21 protein-coding genes are annotated in these 18,719 nt (G+C 63.6%); 7 read left to right on the top strand and 14 right to left on the bottom strand.

What is annotated here, in order from left to right:
• Nucleotides 1-7 precede the first annotated feature (7 nt).
• From AC0KXH_RS12655 to AC0KXH_RS12680, 6 genes are all read right to left on the bottom strand, one after another.
• On the bottom strand, nt 8-277 hold the full coding sequence (locus AC0KXH_RS12655) for a K+/H+ antiporter subunit F (RefSeq protein WP_041104462.1): 270 nt from the start codon (nt 275-277) through the stop codon (nt 8-10).
• The gene (locus AC0KXH_RS12660) at nt 262-759 is read right to left on the bottom strand and encodes a Na+/H+ antiporter subunit E (protein ID WP_041104461.1); all 498 of its coding nucleotides are present in this window, start codon (nt 757-759) and stop codon (nt 262-264) included. The genes AC0KXH_RS12655 and AC0KXH_RS12660 overlap by 16 nt, the downstream gene beginning before the upstream one ends.
• Nucleotides 756-2,255, bottom strand: a complete 1,500-nt coding sequence (locus AC0KXH_RS12665; protein WP_041104459.1) for a monovalent cation/H+ antiporter subunit D — start codon at nt 2,253-2,255, stop codon at nt 756-758. Before AC0KXH_RS12665 ends, AC0KXH_RS12660 begins: the two co-directional genes overlap by 4 nt.
• On the bottom strand, nt 2,252-2,581 hold the full coding sequence (locus AC0KXH_RS12670; protein WP_041104456.1) for a Na+/H+ antiporter subunit C: 330 nt from the start codon (nt 2,579-2,581) through the stop codon (nt 2,252-2,254). Before AC0KXH_RS12670 ends, AC0KXH_RS12665 begins: the two co-directional genes overlap by 4 nt.
• Nucleotides 2,581-5,373, bottom strand: coding sequence for a monovalent cation/H+ antiporter subunit A (locus AC0KXH_RS12675; protein WP_488223504.1), 2,793 nt, complete (start codon nt 5,371-5,373; stop codon nt 2,581-2,583). Before AC0KXH_RS12675 ends, AC0KXH_RS12670 begins: the two co-directional genes overlap by 1 nt.
• 195 nt (nt 5,374-5,568) lie before the next feature.
• Complete coding sequence (locus AC0KXH_RS12680; RefSeq protein WP_043221073.1) at nt 5,569-6,030, bottom strand: outer membrane lipoprotein; 462 nt, start codon at nt 6,028-6,030, stop codon at nt 5,569-5,571.
• A gap of 139 nt (nt 6,031-6,169) precedes the next feature.
• Between AC0KXH_RS12680 and AC0KXH_RS12685 the strand changes: the two genes are divergently transcribed.
• Nucleotides 6,170-6,406 carry a hypothetical protein gene (locus AC0KXH_RS12685; RefSeq protein ID WP_041104450.1) on the top strand — a complete coding sequence of 79 codons (237 nt, stop codon included), beginning with the start codon at nt 6,170-6,172 and terminating at the stop codon, nt 6,404-6,406.
• Between the two features lie 54 nt (nt 6,407-6,460).
• Here the strand turns inward: AC0KXH_RS12685 and pdxH are convergent, their stop codons facing one another.
• The 4 genes from pdxH to dinG form a co-directional block, all read right to left on the bottom strand.
• Nucleotides 6,461-7,108 carry a pyridoxamine 5'-phosphate oxidase gene (pdxH, locus tag AC0KXH_RS12690; RefSeq protein WP_041104448.1) on the bottom strand — a complete coding sequence of 216 codons (648 nt, stop codon included), beginning with the start codon at nt 7,106-7,108 and terminating at the stop codon, nt 6,461-6,463.
• A gap of 175 nt (nt 7,109-7,283) precedes the next feature.
• Nucleotides 7,284-7,928, bottom strand: coding sequence for an OmpA family protein (locus AC0KXH_RS12695; protein WP_041104446.1), 645 nt, complete (start codon nt 7,926-7,928; stop codon nt 7,284-7,286).
• 124 nt (nt 7,929-8,052) lie between these two features.
• A complete protein-coding gene (locus tag AC0KXH_RS12700; protein WP_488223505.1) occupies nt 8,053-9,201 on the bottom strand; it encodes a serine hydrolase domain-containing protein in 1,149 nt (382 codons plus the stop codon).
• A 96-nt stretch (nt 9,202-9,297) separates the two neighbouring features.
• Complete coding sequence (gene dinG, locus AC0KXH_RS12705) at nt 9,298-11,442, bottom strand: ATP-dependent DNA helicase DinG (RefSeq protein WP_488223506.1); 2,145 nt, start codon at nt 11,440-11,442, stop codon at nt 9,298-9,300.
• An 83-nt stretch (nt 11,443-11,525) separates the two neighbouring features.
• On the opposite strand from dinG, the gene AC0KXH_RS12710 reads away from it, so the two are divergent.
• Complete coding sequence (locus tag AC0KXH_RS12710; protein ID WP_488223507.1) at nt 11,526-11,990, top strand: CopD family protein; 465 nt, start codon at nt 11,526-11,528, stop codon at nt 11,988-11,990.
• A 51-nt stretch (nt 11,991-12,041) separates the two neighbouring features.
• Here the strand turns inward: AC0KXH_RS12710 and AC0KXH_RS12715 are convergent, their stop codons facing one another.
• Entirely contained in the window at nt 12,042-12,680 is a 639-nt protein-coding gene (locus AC0KXH_RS12715; protein WP_479685647.1) for an OmpA family protein, read from the bottom strand.
• A gap of 127 nt (nt 12,681-12,807) precedes the next feature.
• Between AC0KXH_RS12715 and AC0KXH_RS12720 the strand changes: the two genes are divergently transcribed.
• Both AC0KXH_RS12720 and AC0KXH_RS12725 read left to right on the top strand, forming a co-directional pair.
• The gene (locus tag AC0KXH_RS12720) at nt 12,808-13,302 is read left to right on the top strand and encodes a DUF6231 family protein (RefSeq protein WP_488223508.1); all 495 of its coding nucleotides are present in this window, start codon (nt 12,808-12,810) and stop codon (nt 13,300-13,302) included.
• Between the two features lie 2 nt (nt 13,303-13,304).
• A complete protein-coding gene (locus AC0KXH_RS12725; RefSeq protein ID WP_061337139.1) occupies nt 13,305-13,793 on the top strand; it encodes a YchJ family protein in 489 nt (162 codons plus the stop codon).
• A 49-nt stretch (nt 13,794-13,842) separates the two neighbouring features.
• Here AC0KXH_RS12725 and fpr read toward each other — a convergent pair whose 3' ends face one another.
• Nucleotides 13,843-14,619 carry a ferredoxin-NADP reductase gene (fpr, locus tag AC0KXH_RS12730; protein ID WP_041104433.1) on the bottom strand — a complete coding sequence of 259 codons (777 nt, stop codon included), beginning with the start codon at nt 14,617-14,619 and terminating at the stop codon, nt 13,843-13,845.
• A 119-nt stretch (nt 14,620-14,738) separates the two neighbouring features.
• Between fpr and AC0KXH_RS12735 the strand changes: the two genes are divergently transcribed.
• Complete coding sequence (locus AC0KXH_RS12735) at nt 14,739-15,665, top strand: LysR family transcriptional regulator (protein ID WP_061337138.1); 927 nt, start codon at nt 14,739-14,741, stop codon at nt 15,663-15,665.
• A 12-nt stretch (nt 15,666-15,677) separates the two neighbouring features.
• Here the strand turns inward: AC0KXH_RS12735 and erdR are convergent, their stop codons facing one another.
• On the bottom strand, nt 15,678-16,328 hold the full coding sequence (gene erdR / locus AC0KXH_RS12740; RefSeq protein WP_041104429.1) for a response regulator transcription factor ErdR: 651 nt from the start codon (nt 16,326-16,328) through the stop codon (nt 15,678-15,680).
• Nucleotides 16,329-16,564: 236 nt separating this feature from the next.
• On the opposite strand from erdR, the gene AC0KXH_RS12745 reads away from it, so the two are divergent.
• Nucleotides 16,565-17,473 carry a DMT family transporter gene (locus tag AC0KXH_RS12745; protein ID WP_488223509.1) on the top strand — a complete coding sequence of 303 codons (909 nt, stop codon included), beginning with the start codon at nt 16,565-16,567 and terminating at the stop codon, nt 17,471-17,473.
• A gap of 1 nt (nt 17,474) precedes the next feature.
• Here AC0KXH_RS12745 and AC0KXH_RS12750 read toward each other — a convergent pair whose 3' ends face one another.
• Nucleotides 17,475-18,185 (bottom strand): tRNA-uridine aminocarboxypropyltransferase, encoded by a 711-nt coding sequence (locus AC0KXH_RS12750; RefSeq protein ID WP_488223510.1) that lies wholly within the window; start codon nt 18,183-18,185, stop codon nt 17,475-17,477.
• 119 nt (nt 18,186-18,304) lie between these two features.
• Here AC0KXH_RS12750 and AC0KXH_RS12755 point away from each other — a divergent pair, with 119 nt between their 5' ends.
• Entirely contained in the window at nt 18,305-18,703 is a 399-nt protein-coding gene (locus AC0KXH_RS12755) for a quorum-sensing-regulated virulence factor family protein (protein WP_082041989.1), read from the top strand.
• Nucleotides 18,704-18,719 lie beyond the last annotated feature (16 nt).

The raw sequence follows: 18,719 nt of genomic DNA on the forward strand, positions 1-18,719 counted from the left end.
CTAAACCTCAGTCGATGATATCGCCGTGAAGCAAGTGCTTGGCCACTGCCACGGTACTGACGAAGCCCATCACGGCTATCAGCAGCGCGGCCTCGAAGAAGATGTCCGAAGCCAGCCACACACCGAACAGGATGATCAGGGCCAGACCGTTAATGTAGAGCGTGTCGAGCGCCAGGATGCGGTCCGGCATGTCCGGCCCCTGAATCAACCGCAGCATGTTGAGCACGACCGCGATGCTGAGCAGCACGAAGCACAGCGGAATCACATACGCGAGCATTCGAATATCTCCAGCAGCGGGGCTTCGTAACGCGTCTTTACCTGCTCGACGATTTCGTCGGGATTCGGAGCGTCGAGCACGTGCAGCAGCAGCACCCGGCGATCAGGGCTGAGGCCGGCCGAGACTGTCCCGGGCGTAAGCGAGACGATGCTGGTCAGCACGGCGAGGACGAACTCATCGCCGATGTCCATCGGCACCTCGACGAACGCCGGATGCAGACGATTCTTCGGCCCGAGCACCAGCTTGGCGACGTGCAGGTTCGCCATCACGATATCGCCTACCACTCGCCCGACGAAGCGCAGCAGGCACAACGGCCGACGCACCGCTGGCACCGGAACGAGGAAGCCGTTAGCGAGCAGCGGAATCGCCCAGCCGAGAAACAGCGCCAGCAAAAGCTGGCCGAGCGACCATGTATTGGCCAGAAGCAACCACAGCAGCGCCAGCAGCAAGGTCAGCGCCGGATTGGGCAGCCATCGTTTCATGCCTGCGCCCCCCGGATGATCGCAAGATAGGGCCCGAGTTCGAGCAACTGCGCCGCGGTTGCCTGCAGATAGCCGATGATGGGCTGAGCGAAAACCACTAGCGCGACACTCCCCGCCAACAACCCGCACGTCGCCAGCAGACGGACACCATCGGCCGTTGCCCCGGCCGGCTCACCGCTGCCGCGCCAGAAAAGCAGGCTTCCCGAGCGGCTGAGCGCAATCAGCATACCCAGCCCACCGATCAGCAGCACCGGCCAGAACATCAGAGCCGAAGGGCCCGGCGGCACTGCCCGGAGCAGCATCAACTTGCCGAAAAAGCCGGAAAACGGTGGCAACCCCACCACCGAGATCGCGCCGATGAAAAACAGCACACCGAGTAGCAGCGGTTGGCGCAATGCGGGGCCTGGAATCAGTTCGCCGCCCACGTTGCCGCGCTGCCGCGCGACCAGGTCGGCGAGCAGAAACAGCCCGCCGCTGACGAGCGTGGTGTGCAGCAGGTAATACAGGGCAGCGCTCAAGCCGGCTTCGCTACCGAAGGCCAGGCCAGCCAGCAGGGTTCCCACCGAGACAATCACCAGATAGCCCAGCGTGGTCTGCAGATTGCGACTGGCGAGCGCTCCCAGCACCCCTGCCAGCAGAGTCACGAGGGCGAGCGGCCACAGCCAGTCAGCGACCATGTTCGCCAGCGGACCGGCCTCACTGCCATAGATCAGCCAGAAGACCCGCAGGATGGCATACAGCCCCACCTTGGTCATGATCGCGAACAGCGCCGCCACCGGCGCCGTCGCTGCTGCGTAGGCCCGTGGCAGCCAGAAATGCAGCGGCAAGATGGCGGCCTTCAGGGCGAATACCACGAGCAGCAGATAGCCGGCTGCGGCGACCAGCGGCGCCAGGGCTTCATCCATCTCGGCGACACGCAGCGCCAGGTCGGCCATGTTCAACGTGCCGAGCACCCCGTAAAGCAGGCTGACGCCGATCAGAAACAGCGCCGAGCCCAGCAAGTTCAGCACAACGTAATGGATACCCGAGCGAACCCGCCGCTGTCCGTGGCCATGCAGCAACAAGGCATAGGAGGAGATCAGCAGGATCTCGAAGAACACGAAAAGGTTGAACAGGTCGCCCGTCAGAAAGGCGCCGTTAATGCCGAGCAGTTGAAACTGATAGAGCGCATGGAAGTTCGGCCCGCGCTCGTCATCGCCACGGCAGGCGTACAGCAGGGAAAGACTGGCGAGCACGGCGGTCAGCAGCAGCAGCATCGCGCTCAGCCGATCGAGCAACAGGATGATGCCAAACGGTGGCTGCCAGTTGCCCAGCGCGTAGAGACGCAGCTCACCATCGCTCGCCAGCACGACCAGCCAAGCCGCCAAAGGCACCAGCAGCGCTGCCGCCAGCACCGACAGTCCGCGCTTGGCGGCCAGCGGCATGCGGTGCGCCAGCAACAACAGCGCCCCGGTGAACAGCGGCAACAGGATGGGAAAAATCAACGCGTGAGTCATTCGCGCGGCTCCCGCCCGTCGACATGATCGGTTCCGAGCTCACCGATACCGCGCAGCGCCAGCACCACCACGAAGGCGGTCATGGCGAAACCGATGACGATCGCCGTCAGGACCAAGGCCTGCGGCAATGGATCGACATAATCCTTGCTCTGGCCGATCACCGCCGGCGCGCCGGTCACCAGGCGCCCCATGGAAAAGATGAACAGATTGACCGCATAGGAAATCAGCGTAAGGCCAACCACGACCGGAAAGATGCGCGCACGCAACAGCAGATACACCCCGCTGAACACCATGACGCCGAGTGTCACAGCCAGCACCGCCTCCATTACAACACCTCCTTGCAGGTCGCGTCCTGGCTGACATGTCCGATGTTGGAGAGCATCAGCAAGGTGGCGCCGACAACCACGAGATACACGCCCAGATCGAACAGCATTGCCGTGGCCAGTTCGACATCGCCGATCAGCGGGATATGGAAGTGGCCGAAGGCCGACGTCAGAAACGGATAACCTAGCGCCAGGCTGCCAAGCCCGGTGAGCCCAGCAATCAACAGGCCGGCCCCGCAGACCAGGTGGTAGCTCACCGGCTGCCGCTCCTGGGCCCAGGCAACGCCGTGGGCGATGTACTGCAGAATCAGCGCTACCGCCGTGATCAGGCCGGCAATGAAGCCACCACCCGGCAGGTTGTGCCCACGCAGGAAGATGAACACCGAGACCATCAGCGCCATCGGCAGCAACGCCCTGGCCAGCACGTAAAGGATCATTGGGTGGCGATCGGCCGACCAGAAGCGACCGACATAGTCACGGCGCGGCGGCGCCAGGCGCAACCCATGCAACAGCCCGAAGACGCCGATCGCGGCGATCGCCAGCACGGTGATTTCGCCGAGCGTATCGAAGCCACGGAAGTCCACCAGAATCACGTTGACGACGTTCTTACCCCCGCCACCAGAAACGCTGTTTTCCAGGAAGAACGAGGCGATGCTGTCGTATGGCCGGGTCAGCGCAGCAAACGTCAACAAGGCGATGGCGACGCCGCAACCACCCGCAATGAGCACGTCTCGGAACATCCGCAAGCTACTCGACTCGGCTGGCGTATGCGCCGGCATGAACAGCAGGGCGAGCACCAGCAGGATGATGGACACCACCTCGACCGACAGCTGAGTGAGCGCGAGATCGGGGGCGGAATAGCGGGCGAAGGCCAACGAAACCAGCAACCCGACCGTACTGAGCATCATCAGCGAAACCAGCCGGCGCCGGTGGTAGACGACCGTCAACAGCGCGGCCAGCGCCAGCAGCGTCATGCCGCCGACCGTCACAGCATCGAGCGGAGTGAGCGCGACCGGCCCCTCCAGCGGCGCCAGCGGCGTCAACGCATAGATCACCAGGACCAGAACGGCCACCAGCATCAGCAGCAGGTAACGCTGCAGCGAACCGCCGTCCACCAGGGCGTCCAGCCGCCGCACCGTCTCGGTAAGCGTCTTCATCATGCGTTCGAAGACCAGCACCGAATCGATGCTTGGCAGGCCTTCGTACCAGCTGAACAGCCATCTGCGCGTCGCATAGATACCCAGCCCGCCGGCGAGCGCTACAAAGCTCATCAGCAGCGGCAGGTTGAAGCCATGCCAGATCGACAGGCTGTACGCCGGCACGTCGCCATTGAGCGTGGCACCGACCGCCGCGGCGAGCAGCGAGGCGACCGTATAGCCCGGCAACATGCCGACTACCAGACACAGCAGCACCAGGACTTCCACCGGGATCTTCATGTAGCGCGCCGGCTCGTGAGGCGGGTACTTCGGCAGGTCGATCGGCTCGCCGTTGAAGAACACGTCGTGAATGAAGCGTACCGAATAGGCGACCGAGAAGGCCCCGGCAACGGTCGCAAGGACCGGAATGGTCCAGTAGAAGCTGCCCAGCAGGTGCTGCTCGAGCGTCTCGGCGAAGAACATTTCCTTGCTGAGAAAACCGTTCAGCAGCGGCACGCCGGCCATCGCCAGCGAAGCGACCATGGCGAGCGCCGCGGTATGCGGCATGTATTTCCACATGCCGTTGATCCTGCGCATGTCCCGCGTACCGGTCTCGTGATCGATGATGCCGGCGGCCATGAACAGCGAGGCCTTGAATGTGGCGTGGTTGATGATATGGAACACCGCCGCCACGGCAGCAACGCGCGAATCTAGGCCGAAGAGCAGCGTAATGAGGCCCAGGTGACTGATGGTCGAGTAGGCCAGCAGCCCCTTGAGGTCGTGCTGGAACAATGCCATCACGGCGCCGATCAGCAGGGTCGCCAGCCCCGTCAGGCTGACCATGTAGAACCACCACTCCGACTCCGACAGGGCCGGGTACAGGCGGGCCAGCAGAAATACGCCGGCCTTGACCATCGTCGCCGAGTGCAGGAACGCCGACACTGGCGTCGGCGCGGCCATCGCCTGTGGCAACCAGAAGTGGAAGGGAAACTGCGCCGACTTGGTGAACACGCCGAGCAGGACGAGCACCAGCGTCAGTGGATACAGCGCGTGCGCGCGGATCTGATCGCCTGCCGTGATCACCTTGCTCAGTTCGAAGCTGCCGACGATATGGCCAAGCAGCAGAATGCCGGCCAGGAGCGCCAGCCCTCCTCCGCCGGTGATGGCCAGTGCCATCCGAGCACCGCGTCGGGCGTCTGCGCGATGGTTCCAGTAGCCGATCAGCAAGAACGACGAAAGGCTGGTCAGCTCCCAGAACATCAGCATCAGCAGCAGGTTCTCGGAAAGCACCACGCCCAGCATCGAGCCCATGAACAGCAAAAAGAAGCCGAAGAAACGTCCCATCGGATCTTTCTTCGACAGGTAATAGCGCGCGTAGAGAATCACCAGCAGGCCGATGCCGAGAATCAGCAGGGCGAACAGAAAGCCCAGGCCATCGAGGCGTAGCGCCAGATCGAGCCCGAGGTCGGGCAGCCAGCCCTGCCGGGCGATCAGGACTTCCCCGGCGAATACCGACTCACGCTGCGCGAGCAGGATCGACAGGGCAGCCAAAGGCGCCACGCCCGCGCCGAAGGCACAGGCCGATCGGCCGAATCGCTCAAGCAGTAGCGGCAGGAAGATCCCCGCAAACGGCAGAGCAATGATCAGCGCAAGCGCCATGAGCGAGCCCCCTTAAGCACCCCAAGCGGGTGGCGATGCAGTTCCAGATAAGTCAACCCGACATGCCGGTCATCATGAATGGGCAGCCGATTATCCATATCGGAGACCGCAGCGCCACGCGTGGATATATTTCTAAAAGCTATTGGGCCGGCCGCCAACTTGCTCGGCAACTTGCACCACGGGGTACCCGTTGCGTCAGGGGGCGACGCGACTGGTACCGCTAACGGTCAGAATGCGCACCCGCTGCCCCACGCGGAACACCTGGTTCGGCTCCACCTCCTGAACATAGGCGCGGGTGGTGCCGTCATCCTCACGGACCGTGATCTCGACGCCCTGGGCTCGGGTGATCCCCTCTTCCGCAGCGGCGCCGAGCATCCCGCCAGCCACCGCACCGATCACCGCTGCGACCGCACTACCGCGGCCGCCGCCGACACCGCTGCCGGCCACGCCACCCACGATGGCACCGGCGCCGGAGCCGATCGGCGTCTTGGTACCTTCGATCTTCACCGGCCGCAGCGACTCGATGGTGCCATAGCGAACCGTCTGAACCGCGCGCGCCTCGTCGCGCGAGTAAGTATCCCCCGTGAGGCTGGATGCACAACCGCTGACCGCAAGCGCGACGGCCGTGAACGAAGCAAGCAGAATCGAATGGCGCATGGAAAACCTCCTGACGGACGATTTGAACCGCTACCGCGACGAGCAGCGGGCTGGCTGTTAGCCGCATGGTACATGGCGGCCTGCGTCTGTACCCTACGCAAGCCCAGAATCTCTCCCGATGACTGCAATAGACACCGACATGGATTATTTCATCATAGCCATCACCACGATTGCCGGCTTGGCCTTCCACGCCTGGCTTTTCGTTCGTTTTCGTCGATGGGCTGATCGCGACCTGGCGCTCTCGATCGCCGGAAGCGACCCCGACAGGCGCAGCTGGATGCTGGATAGATTGGCCGACGCCAAGGCGCAGAAGGTTCGCCGCGGCGACTTGCAGGCCTGGCTGGAGCGCAAGGCGCTGGAATACCCGGGGCATTGACCGGGCGTGTACGGAGGCGGCCCGCCCGTCAACTGATGCGCGGGCCCGGAAGAATCAGGGGGCCAATCGCTGGCGGTCCCAACCGCCAGCCTCGAGGCGGTAGTCGAGGCGGTCATGCAGACGGCTGGCCCGGCCCTGCCAGAATTCCATGCGCTCGGGCAGCAAGCGGTAGCCGCCCCAGTGCGGCGGGCAGTGCGGAGCCTTGTCGAGAAAGCGCTGCTCGGTTTCGGCCAACAGCCGCTCGAGCTCCGCACGATCGCGAATGACCTGACTCTGCGGTGAAGCCCAGGCACCAAGCCGGCTGCCCAACGGCCGAACGTGAAAATAGGCATCGGACTCCTCAGCCGAGACCTTTTCGACGCGGCCTTCGATACGGACCTGCCGTTCGAGGGCAGGCCAGAAGAACGTCATCGCCGCAAACGGACTGTGCGCCAACTGAGCGCCCTTGGCACTGTCGTAGTTGGTGAAGAAGGTAAAACCGCGCTCGTCCAGTGCCTTCAGCAGCAGCACGCGACAGTGCGGCCGCCCCTGCTCGTCGACGGTGGCGAAGGACATGGCGTTAGGTTCGACCGGCGCTTGCTCGGTCTGCACGGCCTGCTCGAACCACTGATGGAACAGCACGAACGGGTCCTGCGGCGCATTGGCCTCGCTCAGCCCGTCACGGGTGTAGTCACGGCGCATATCGGCCAGGGACTTGATCATCGAATGCTCCTTGTACGGTGCCGACCGGCGCAGCACAGCGCGCTGCTCCGAAGGCCTCTTGCCACGATTAGGGCTGCCTAGCTTATCCGCAGCAGGCGGCCTCGCGCTTGATTCAAGGCAAAACGAAACGGGCCCTGTACGGGCCCGTTTCGTTTTGAGCGATCCACCAAGGCGCTCAGTCCTTTTTCGCAGCCTTGTCGTCGACCTTCGCGACCGCCACCTGAGCAGCCGGCGCCGGCAGACTGTAGCGTGCCAGCAGCGCGAGCATACTGGCCTGGGGCGCGAGGACCATCTCGACCCGCCGATTCAGCGCACGTCCTTCCTGGCTATCGTTCGCAGCGCGAGGCATGTCCGAACCCAGCCCACGTATGCGCAGCCGGTCATGCTTGAGCCCGCTGAGGCGGAAGATCGCCGCAACGGCGCTGGCCCGGTCACGACTGATGGTTCGGTTGATGTCCTGGGAGCCGGTACTGTCGGCATGACCAAGCACCATCACCGCGGTCTTCTCGTCATCCTCAACCAGCTTGGCTACTCGGCTGATCGGGCCGAGCGTGACCGGCAGCAACATCCCCGGGCGATCCGGATTGAATGACGAATCGACCGGCGCGGTAACCACCAACACCTCGTCGCGACGTTCCACCTCGAAGCGACTGTCCTTCAGCGCATCGCGCAGGCGCGCCTCGTACGCATCCATCCATGCCGCATCGACCTTGACGGTAGCCGGAGCAGCCGCTGTTTCTGCGGGCTTCTCTTCATTCGAACTGCAGCCGGCAAGGGCCAGCAAGACGATCAGGGCAGCAGCGCTTTTCGGCAGAATCATGGACGCTTCCATCAGGCTTGGTGCGGCAACTGGAGCAGCCACCGCAGGTGTTCAGACAGGTGTTCAAATTGTGGACGCAAGTGCCTATTCTGCAAAGCATCCACGTTTCAAAGTGACGAGCGGTTCAAGCCAGGCAGGCCGTCGCGCATCGCGCCAGCGCCTGTGCCCGAGGATCCATCAGCACGTAGGGGCCGAGTGTATTGGTGACGAAGCCGAAAGCAAGCTCACGCTCAGGGTCGGCGAAGCCGACACTGCCGCCGGCACCCGGATGACCGAAGGCACGCGGGCCTGCACCAAAGGTGGCGTTGCTCACCGCCGGCTGGTCGAGCCAGCAACCGAGGCCGAAGCGTGTCTGCGCGAGCAGCGTCCGATCGACGCCCAAGCTGTGCTCGCGGGTCATTTCGTCGACCAGCGCGCCGTCCAGCAGGCGCCCGCCCAACAGACCGGCATAAAAACCAGCCAGCGACCGCGCATGACCATGGCCATTGGCAGCAGGCTGAGCCATACGTCGCCATTCGGGCTTGTTGCCGCTGGTCATGATCGATGGCGGATTGGTGAAGGCCAACGCACTGACGGACTCCGGCTCGCCCACCGTCGCACGGAACAGCCGCTGCGCCGCCGCATCGCCGAATTCGTTCTTCGCACGGGTCAGATAAGCCACTCGATGAAACTCGCGATCATCGAGGCCAACGTGGAAGTCCAGCCCCAACGGGGTGGCGGCGCGCGAAACGATCGAGGCGCCCGGTTCGCGTCCATCCACCCTTCGCAGCAGCTCGCCAACCAGCCAGCCGTAGGTGATGGCCGCATAACCTTGATCCGTTCCCGGCGTCCACCAAGGCGCCTGCTCAGCGAGCGCAGCGGTCATTGCCGCCCAGTCGTACAGCGCCTCCGGTGGCAAAGGCCGACGGATGGCTGGCAACCCCGCGCGATGACAGAGCAACTGGCGCAGCGTGATAGCGGCCTTGCCGGCTGCAGCGAACTCGGGCCAGTAACGGGCGACAGGCGCATCAAGCTCCAACTTGCCTTCGGCCACCAGCTGCAGTGCGGCAACGGCGGTGAACGCCTTGGTGCAAGAAAACAGATTGACCAAGGTGTCATCCTGCCAGGCCTGTTCCCCGGCGTTGTCGGCCACTCCGGCCCAGAGATCGACAACCGTTTCGCCACCGACCTGGATACAGAGCGCTGCGCCGCGTGTCTGGGTTGTGGAGAAGAGTTCGGCGAAGCCGTCCCGGACAGCCTCGAAGCGCAGGTCGAAATAGCCTTGTATCTGCACGCGTGATCCTCCTGGCGATCGGTTTCAGGCATTGTTCCAGCGTATTCCAGCCAGGCAAGCCGCATTCGCCCGGCGAATGGCCAGGTCTGGGGCGAACTATTGGATTTCCCGGCGGAAAGGTGGCAGCGCGTTGAGAATGGCCTTGCCGTAACGCTGCGTCACCACCCGGCGATCGAGCAGCGTGATGGTGCCCCTATCCTGCTCGGTGCGCAGCAACCGGCCACACGCCTGCACCAATCGCAGCGAGGCGTCGGGCACGGCGATCTCCATGAAGGGATTACCGCCGCGCGCCTCGATCCATTCGGCCAGCGCAGCCTCGACCGGATCATCCGGTACGGCAAAGGGAATCTTGGCAATCACCACGTGCTCGCAGTAGGCCCCGGGCAGATCCACCCCTTCGGCGAAACTGGCCAGACCGAAGAGCACGCTCGGCTCGCCGCCATCGACCCGCGCCTTGTGCTTGTTGAGTGTTTCCTGCTTGGACAGGTTGCCCTGGATCAGCACACGCCGACGCCAGTCGCGCTCAAGGCCATCGAACACGTCCTGCATCTGTTTGCGTGACGAAAACAGCACCAGCGTACCGCGCGAACCTTCGACCAGCGCCGGCAGCTCGCGGACTATCGCGGCGGTATGCGCTGCCGCGTCACGCGGATCGGCACGCAAATCCGGTACGCGCAACACACCGGCATCGGCATGATGGAAAGGGCTCGGCACCACGGCGGTGACCGTGGCTTTCGGCAGGCCGGCGCGCATACGGTAGCGATCGAAGCTGTTCAGCGCGGTCAGCGTCGCTGAGGTCACCAGCGCGCCATAGGCCACGTTCCAGAGATTGCGGCGCAACGTCTCGGCCGCGAGGATCGGGCTGGCGTTGACCTCGATATCGAACAGCGCCCCGCCCTCGGCCAGCGTCAGCCAACGCGCCATCGGCGGGCTGTCTTCGGCGTCCTGTGCGGTGAACGCCAGCCAGAGGTCCCAGTTGCCTTGCGCGCGCGTCAGCAGGCTCCCGAACAGGGGATACCATTCCTCGGCCTGGTGACTGGCAATACCCGTCGAACCCTCACCCTCCATCGCCTCCTTGAGCACTTCGGCGATGCGCGTGAACAGATCGGTCAGCTTGGCGAAGCCTTTCTTCAGCTCACTGCCGAGTTCGACCAGATGCTCGGGCACGACACCCCCAACGAAGCGATGCCGCGGCCGTTCGCGCCCTTCCATGTCCTCGCCGGCCCGGAAGTCGGCGACCTGCTCGCAGGCGCTGAACATGAACTGCTGCTGTGCACGCAGGTCACGAGCGATTTCCGGCACCGCCTCGACCAGACGGCCCAACTCACCGGGCAACGGATGCTGCGCGAGCAGCTTGGTCAGGTTCTTGTCGATCTGTGCCAGCCAATCGGCGGTCGAGCGCAAACGGGTGAAGTGGGCGAAATGGCCGATCGCCTTGTCCGGCAGATGGTGGCCTTCGTCGAAGACGTACAAGGTCTCACGTGGATCGGGCAGCACGGCGCCCCCACCTAGCGCCAGGTCGGCCAACACCATGTCGTGGTTGGTGACGATGACATCGACCTTGGTCATCCCCTCGCGGGCGCGGTAGAACGCGCACTGCTGGAAGTTCGGGCAATGCCGCCCGGTGCATTGGCTGTGGTCGGTGGTCAGGCGCGCCCAGTCGCCATCATCGAGTTCCTCCGGCCAGCTGTCCCGGTCGCCATCCCAGCGATTGCCGGCCAGGCGCTCGATCATCGAGGTGTACAGCTTCTGACTGCGCTCATCGACATCGATGGCGAAGCCCTCTTCCTGAAACAACTGAGCTGTCGCGTTTTGCGCCTGCCCCTCCTGAAGCAACAGGTCCAGGCGTGACAGGCACAGGTAGCGGCCACGCCCCTTGGCCAGTGCGAAGCTGAAGTTCAGCCCGCTGTTGCGCATCAGATCGGGCAAGTCCTTGTGAACGATCTGCTCCTGCAGGGCCACCGTAGCCGTGGCGATCACCAGCCGCTTGCCGGCGGCCTTGGCCGTGGGAATGGCCGAGATGCTGTATGCCACGGTCTTGCCCGTCCCCGTACCCGCCTCGACGGCCACCACGGCCGGCTCGCTGCTGCGCCGCCCCTCGTCGTCGGCCTGGATGGTGCCCAGCACCTTCGTCACCTCGGCGATCATCAGCCGCTGGCCATAGCGCGGTTTGAGCTGCTTGGCCTCGAGGAAGCGACTGTAGGCGCCCTGGATCTGGGACTTGAGTTCGGTGCTGAGCATGGGCGGGACTGTATATATTTTCAGGTGTTTCGCAGGGCGGCTATGATAACGCGCCCCGCCCTGATCGCCAGTGGAGATTTCCCATGCCTTTCGTCGCCCTGCCCTATGCCCTCCATGTCCTGGCCGCCGTGATCTGGGTCGGAGGGATGTTTTTCGCCTGGATGGTGTTGCGCCCTGCTGCGGGCAGTGCGCTACAGCCAGCCGAGCGGCTGCGCCTGTGGAGCGAGGTACTGCGCCGGTTCTTTGCCTGGGTCTGGGCCGCGGTGCTGATCCTGGCGCTCAGCGGCATCGCGCTGTGGCATCTGCGTTTCGGGGCGATGGAAGCGGCGCCACGCTATGTGCATCTGATGGCAGGAGCCTTTCTGGCGATGCTGGCCATATTTCTGCGCCTCCAGTTATTGCTTCTGCCGGCGCTCAACCGTGCGGTCGAAAGCCAGGCCTGGGCCGATGGCGGCCAGGTACTCGCGCGGATTCGCCGCCTGGTGGGCATCAACCTGTTGCTCGGCCTGGCTACCGTTGTGATCGCCAGCACCCGACTGTCGTTTTGAAGGCAATGAAAAGCCGGGCACTGGGCCCGGCTTGGAAGAGGCTGCTGCGCGTTACTCCGGACGCGCCTCGACTTCGGCTTCTACGCGACGGTTTATTGCACGACCTTCCTCGGTCGAGTTGTCGGCGACCGGACGGGACTCACCGTAGCCGACCGAATCAACCCGGCTGCCGGCCACTCCGTACTGGTTGACCAGCACCTCACGCACGGCCTGCGCGCGACGCTCCGACAGCCGCTGGTTGTAGGCATCGGTACCCACCGAGTCGGTGTGACCCTCGAGCACCGTGGTGGTCTGCTGATACTGCTTCATGAAATCAGCCAGGTTCTCGATGTCGTTGTAGCTTTCGGGCCGCACAACCGCGCGGTCGAAGTCGAACTTGACGTCCAGCTCAACACGGACCGGCTCGGCCGCGGGCTCTGGCTCGGTCGGCTCGGGCATCGGCTCGACGGTTTCGACCACGGCGACGGTCTGCTCTTCCGTACCGTTGGCCCAGCAGTAGGCTGCAGCGACACCGCCACCGATCAATGCGCCCCAACCGGCATAGGTGGAGCTTTCGATAGCACCAAGGGCCGCACCGCTCACACCGCCGACTGCGGCACAGGTGGGCCAGTCCTGCTTCTGCACACCGGCACAACCGGCCAGAACGCTAGTCATGACAATCAAGGGTACAGCTGTCCGTAAAGTACTCATCGATCAAATCTCCACTTTGGGTTCTTCCAGGTGCCGCACTCGTGGTCGCTCGGCGGCCCGGTTTTATTCAGACTAGGTGCTCATAACAAAGCGCGCTAGTCTCTTGCCACTGCGAGAGGAATCCGGATTGACCCTACATCAACCCCCCACACCACAGCAGGCCCTCGCGGCCCTGCTCGAACAGCACTGCCCCGGCCGAATCCTGCTGGTCAGCCGCAGCGCCCAGCCTGCCATCGAAGCCTACGCCGCCAGCCACCCCGAGGTTCGCGTGGATCACTGCGAGCCCCCCGCTCTTCCCACTGAAATGGCCACGCAACGTTACGATATGGCCATCGTGGTGGACTGCCTCGAGCACCTGCCCAGGCACAACGGCCGCCAATTGCTCGGCGGCCTGCGCAACCTGAACAGCAATCGCCTGGCGGTGCTGGTCGACCTCGCCGTAGCCGACTGGCAACTGACCGACTTCTATGCATTGGCATTGCAAGTCAGCCAGCGCTTTCAGCGCGACGAACAGACCTTGACACTCCTGAGCTACGACCTGTTCGAATACAAGCAGGTTCCAAACTGGCTGAACGCCAAGTTCTGGGCCAACCCACAGAACTTCGGCAAATACTGGTGGTGAACATGCAGGCAAGCGATCAAGCCGGGTCGATCAGTTGCCCCTGCGGCAGCGGAGACGAGCTGGCATTGTGCTGTGGCCACTATCACGCCGGGACGCCCGCGCCCAGCGCCGAGCGACTGATGCGTTCACGCTACAGCGCCTACGTGCTGGGGCTGATCGACTATCTGAAGGCGACAACGCTGCCTGTCCAGCAGGCGGCACTCGACCTCGAGAGCATGCGGCAATGGAGCGCAAACAGTATCTGGCTGGGGCTGGAGATCGAGCAGAGCACCGTGCTCGGTGGCAAGCCGGAGCATGCACTGGTGAGCTTTATCGCGCGCTGGCACGACGGCGAAGGGGACCACGCTCATCATGAGCGCTCGGCGTTCGTACAGCGCAATGGCCGCTGGTACTTCATCGATCCGACGGTTCCGCTGAAGGCAGGCCGCAACGACCCCTGCCCTTGCGAGAGCGGGGAGAAATTCAAGAAGTGCTGCGCGCCCTTTATCTGAAAACGAAACGAGCGGCCGAAGCCGCTCGCTGTGTGCACCCGAGTCGACGCTACTTTTCCACGAACGCCCGCTCGATCAGGTAATCGCCAGGCTCGCCCATGCGAGGCGAAACCTTCAAGCCGAAGCTGTCGAGCACTTCGCTGGTTTCGTCGAGCATGCTCGGGCTGCCGCAAATCATCGCGCGGTCGTCCTGCGGATTGATCGGCGGCAGGCCAATATCGCTGAACAGCTTGCCACTGCGCATGAGGTCGGTCAGCCGGCCCTGATTCTCGAACGGCTCGCGGGTGACGGTGGGGTAATAGATAAGCTTCTCGCGCACCGCGTCACCGAAGAACTCGTTCTGCGGCAACAGCTCGGTGATGAACTCCCGGTAGGCCACCTCGTTGACGTAGCGCACACCGTGCACCAGTACGACTTTCTCGAAGCGCTCGTAGGTTTCCGGATCCTGGATGACGCTCATGAACGGAGCGAGGCCCGTCCCGGTGCTCAACAGATACAGGTGCTTGCCCGGCAGCAGGTCGCCAAGGATAAGCGTGCCGGTAGGCTTGCGGCTGACCATCAGCGAGTCGCCTTCCTGCAAATGCTGCAAACGCGAGGTCAGCGGACCATCCGGCACCTTGATGCTGAAGAACTCGAGGTGTTCTTCGTAGTTCGGACTGGCGATGCTGTAGGCGCGCATCAGCGGCCGGCCTTCGACCTCGAGCCCAATCATCACGAACTGGCCGTTCTCGAAGCGCAGGCCGGGATTGCGCGTGGTCTTGAAGCTGAACAACGTGTCGTTCCAATGATGCACACTGAGAACACGCTCAACGTTCAGATTGCTCATGCTTGCCTATTCCTCTTGAGACCCAACAGGCACCTGGTGCCCTTTGGACCGGCAGTGTATAGATGCTCAACTTATCTGTTAATTAAATATTAAAGATATCAGTTATCAGTTATATAGATATGCATTTCACACTCAGACAACTCGAAGTCTTCGCCGCAGTGGCGCGTCAGGAAAGCGTGTCCCGGGCCGCGGCCAGCCTGTCGCTATCACAATCGGCAACCAGCACATCGCTGGCGGAACTGGAGCGGCAGTCGGGCTGCCAACTGTTCGACCGCGCCGGAAAGCGGCTGTGCCTCAACTCGCTGGGACACCAATTGCTGCCCCAGGCGGTCGCCCTGCTGGACCAGGCGCGCGAAATCGAAGACCTGCTCAACGGGAAAAGCGGCTTCGGCTCACTCGCGGTCGGCGCCACGCTGACCATTGGCAACTACCTGGCCACCCTGCTGATCGGGCGCTTCATGCAGCGCCACCCCGAGTGCCGGGTGAAGCTGCGCGTGCACAACACCGCGCACATCGTGCAGCAGATCGCACATCACGAACTTGATCTGGGTCTGATCGAAGGCAGCTGCCAGCAGCCGGAACTCATCGTGCAACCCTGGATCGCCGACGAGTTGACCGTGTTCTGCGCGCCGCAGCACCCCCTGGCCAGACGCGATGCGGTCGGGCTCGACGAGCTTGCCCGGCAGGCCTGGATTCTTCGTGAGCAGGGTTCGGGGACTCGGCTGACGTTCGATCATGCGATGCGTCATCTTTCCGGCCGGTTGAATGTGCGGCTGGAGCTGGAGCACACCGAGGCGATCAAGCGTGCGGTCGAATCCGGCCTGGGCATCGGCTGTATCTCGCGCCTGGCGCTGCGCGACGCCTTTCGGCGCGGCAGCCTGGTGCCTGTCGCCACGCCAGAGCTCGATCTGAGCCGCCAGTTCAACTTCATCTGGCATTCACAGAAGTACCAGACGGCCGCGATGCGCGAGTTCATCGAACTGTGCCAACAACTCACGCAAGGCGTCCAGCGAAGCGACCAGATCGACCTGCCGCCGATCGCCTGATGGCGTTTCTGGTCAGGCGGTCGGAATGGAGCCCATCTGCTGCAGCAGCAACGCGGCCTGAGTGCGCGTGCGAACGCCGAGCTTGCGGAAGATGGCCGTCACGTGCGCCTTGATGGTCGCCTCGGAAACGTTCAGCTCGTAGGCGATCTGCTTGTTCAGCAAGCCATCACAGACCATCGTGAGAACCCGGAACTGTTGCGGTGTCAGGCTGGCCAGCCCTGCACTCGCCGCCTTGGCTTCGGCACTGACACCGGCCTCCTCCTGAATGTTCGCCGGCCACCAGACATCGCCGTCGAGCACGGCGCGAACAGCTTCTTGAATGGTCTCGAGCGAACTGGACTTCGGGATGAAGCCGCTGGCACCGAACTCGCGCGAGCGGGCCACCACCGCGGCATCCTCCTGCGCGGAGATCATCACGACCGGCAGATGGGGATATTGTCCACGCAGCAGCACCAGACCGGAAAAGCCATAGGCGCCCGGCATGTTCAGATCCAGCAGAACAAGATCCCAGTCGCTCCCTTGCGTCAGGCAGGTTTCCAGCTCGGCAATACTGGCCGCTTCGACGAGCCGGACGTTCTCCCCCAGCCCCATGGTCAGCGCCTGCTGGAGCGCACTACGAAACAGCGGATGATCATCGGCAATGATTATTTGATAAGCAGCCATGGCAGACCTGTATTTTTTATTGGCGCTTCATCACCGACCCGATCGGCTTACCGAACTGAGGCGGCGCCCTCCCGAGGAAACGGGAAATATGCCGATGACCGCTGTGGTCCGACATATCGGCTTCGATTGCCCGCTACAACAATCTAGCCGCGCAAGCATGCCGACACGGGAATAAGTGGTCAAGCGCAGCGCTTTGTAGCAAAGTCTGCGCTTTTTTTGCGCCAAGCGAGCCAATCATGCGTAGCCAAGCCCTCCGCGCCGACGTCCTCATGCTGATCACCGCAATGATCTGGGGAACGGCGTTCGTTGCGCAGCGAATCGGAATGGACAATATCGGACCGTTTCTCTTCACCGGACTGCGTTTCGCCCTCGGCGCGCTTGCCTTGCTGCCCCTGGTGATCTGGCGGGGACGGCACGAGGCGCGCTACGAACCTTTCCTGCAGAAGGGCGTGCTGCTCGGCGGATTCGCCATGGGGTTGGCGCTCACCATTGGCATCAACCTGCAGCAGGTCGGCCTGCTGTTCACCAGCGTCACCAATTCCGGATTCATCACCGGCCTGTACGTGATCGTCGTCCCCCTGCTGGGCCTGGTGGTCGGCAATCGAACCGGGCTGGGCACCTGGCTGGGTGCGATCCTCGCCGTGGTCGGCATGGCCCTGCTGAGCATCGGCGAAGACTTTCAGGTCGCTTCCGGGGACTGGCTGCAACTGGCCGGCGCGTTCATCTGGGGCATCCACGTGCTGCTGGTGGGCTTTTTCGTCAGCCGGCACGATGCCATCCGCCTGGCGTTCCTGCAGTTCGCCACCTGCGCCGTGGTCAGCCTGATGCTAGCGGCCGCGTTCGAAACGACGACCCTGCAGGCCGTCTGGCTGGCGGCCCCGGCATTGATCTATGGTGGACTGTTCGCCGTGGCGGTCGGTTATACGCTACAGGTCGTCGCGCAAAAGCATGCCATCGCCTCGCACGCCGCCATCATTCTTTCGCTGGAAGCCGTATTTGCCGCGGTTGCCGGCGCGCTGATCCTGGGCGAGAGCCTCAGCCTGCGAGGCTATCTGGGCTGCGCAATGATGTTCGCCGGCATGCTGATCGCACAGCTCTGGCCGCAGCGACGCAACGTCACCGTAAAAGCGTCGAGCGCCGCGTGAATCAGCGCAATGCGGCCAGGCGACGATGGCGTTCGTCGTTGCAGTCCAGGGCCCGGTGGTGCTTGGCGGCCAGATAGTGCTCGCTGAACAGGTCCAGCCAGTCATCCAGCGCTGTCGCCGCCTGCTGCTCACCTGCCAGCTCGAGACAGAGTGCGGCCACCTCAGCGGTACACAAATGCTCACCCCGGCAGGAGCGACGCAGGCCATACCGCGATAGCTGGTCGGGACGCAGGCCGAGCACTGGCAACCCGTCGAGATAGGGACTCTTGCGGAACATCTTGCGCGCCTGGGTCCAGGTCGCATCGAGCACCACGAACAGCGGCCGGCGTTGCGAGGCCACAGGCACCTCGTCGATGACCCGCGAGGGTTCGGCATATTCGCCCGGGAACACCACCACCGGCTGCCATTGCGGGTCGGCCAGCAACGCCAGCAATAGTTCATCGACTGCCGTTCGATCCCAACCGAAGGCATGGGTGCGTTGCACGACATCGGCGATCAGCCAACCCGTGTTGCTTGGTTTGAGCGGCTCGATGTCATGCATGAGCAAACAGAACCCCGCGCGCGTCTCCACGCTTGGTTGCCAGGCGCACAGGCAATGCGTGGCCGCGACACGACAACGATCGCAGCGCGGCATGCGCGATCCGCGCGCCACGAAGGGTTTCAGGCTGCGCGCCAGGCGCTCCTCTCGAAGTTGGGCAACGGCGTGTGACATTGGCGTTTCTGGGCTGTACGAAGGCGCGGCAGTCTAGCAGCCTCCGCGGCCGGGTGGCGCTACGGTTGAACGGCGCGTCGCGCAGCCGGTCGAACCTGCGCAAGCCACAGGAGACCGCTATGTACCGTCTAGTCGCCGTGCTGATGCTCGGCCTGGCGCCTGCCTTCGCCGGCGCCGCATCGCTCAAGGAGCAGCAGCTGGACCAACTGCTCGATGACGTCGCACGCAAGAGCAGCGTCGGCACCCCGAGAGCCATCAACGAAGACATTCTCGACCGAGGTTACTCGGTCGATGGCCACACGCTCGTGAACCATCTGAGCGTGCAGCCCCGCCATGCCGCGCAGATGCGCGACAACCCGGCGAAGGTCCGCGAGCAGCTCGCGGCCAGCGTCTGCAATAACGATGGACTGCGAGCGCTGCTCAGCCGGGGCGCGACGCTGCGCTTCGAGTTCAGCGAGTACCAGAGCGATCGGCCTATCACCAGCGAACGCTACGATGCCGGAGACTGCGGTCTCTAGTCGCCCGATAGCACCC

This window comes from Stutzerimonas sp. CXK-1 (assembly GCF_057738225.1).

Coding starts and splice junctions, on each gene's coding strand:
- dinG (WP_488223506.1), bottom strand. CDS start 11,442: ATGCTCAGCACCGAACTCAAGTCCCAGATCCAGGGCGCCTACAGTCGC.
- AC0KXH_RS12655 (WP_041104462.1), bottom strand. CDS start 277: ATGCTCGCGTATGTGATTCCGCTGTGCTTCGTGCTGCTCAGCATCGCG.
- AC0KXH_RS12660 (WP_041104461.1), bottom strand. CDS start 759: ATGAAACGATGGCTGCCCAATCCGGCGCTGACCTTGCTGCTGGCGCTG.
- AC0KXH_RS12670 (WP_041104456.1), bottom strand. CDS start 2,581: ATGGAGGCGGTGCTGGCTGTGACACTCGGCGTCATGGTGTTCAGCGGG.
- AC0KXH_RS12735 (WP_061337138.1), top strand. CDS start 14,739: ATGCATTTCACACTCAGACAACTCGAAGTCTTCGCCGCAGTGGCGCGT.
- AC0KXH_RS12680 (WP_043221073.1), bottom strand. CDS start 6,030: ATGCGCCATTCGATTCTGCTTGCTTCGTTCACGGCCGTCGCGCTTGCG.
- AC0KXH_RS12675 (WP_488223504.1), bottom strand. CDS start 5,373: ATGGCGCTTGCGCTGATCATTGCTCTGCCGTTTGCGGGGATCTTCCTG.
- AC0KXH_RS12665 (WP_041104459.1), bottom strand. CDS start 2,255: ATGACTCACGCGTTGATTTTTCCCATCCTGTTGCCGCTGTTCACCGGG.
- AC0KXH_RS12755 (WP_082041989.1), top strand. CDS start 18,305: ATGTACCGTCTAGTCGCCGTGCTGATGCTCGGCCTGGCGCCTGCCTTC.
- AC0KXH_RS12695 (WP_041104446.1), bottom strand. CDS start 7,928: ATGATTCTGCCGAAAAGCGCTGCTGCCCTGATCGTCTTGCTGGCCCTT.
- AC0KXH_RS12715 (WP_479685647.1), bottom strand. CDS start 12,680: ATGAGTACTTTACGGACAGCTGTACCCTTGATTGTCATGACTAGCGTT.
- AC0KXH_RS12710 (WP_488223507.1), top strand. CDS start 11,526: ATGCCTTTCGTCGCCCTGCCCTATGCCCTCCATGTCCTGGCCGCCGTG.
- pdxH (WP_041104448.1), bottom strand. CDS start 7,108: ATGATCAAGTCCCTGGCCGATATGCGCCGTGACTACACCCGTGACGGG.
- AC0KXH_RS12745 (WP_488223509.1), top strand. CDS start 16,565: ATGCGTAGCCAAGCCCTCCGCGCCGACGTCCTCATGCTGATCACCGCA.
- fpr (WP_041104433.1), bottom strand. CDS start 14,619: ATGAGCAATCTGAACGTTGAGCGTGTTCTCAGTGTGCATCATTGGAAC.
- erdR (WP_041104429.1), bottom strand. CDS start 16,328: ATGGCTGCTTATCAAATAATCATTGCCGATGATCATCCGCTGTTTCGT.
- AC0KXH_RS12750 (WP_488223510.1), bottom strand. CDS start 18,185: ATGTCACACGCCGTTGCCCAACTTCGAGAGGAGCGCCTGGCGCGCAGC.
- AC0KXH_RS12725 (WP_061337139.1), top strand. CDS start 13,305: ATGCAGGCAAGCGATCAAGCCGGGTCGATCAGTTGCCCCTGCGGCAGC.
- AC0KXH_RS12685 (WP_041104450.1), top strand. CDS start 6,170: ATGGATTATTTCATCATAGCCATCACCACGATTGCCGGCTTGGCCTTC.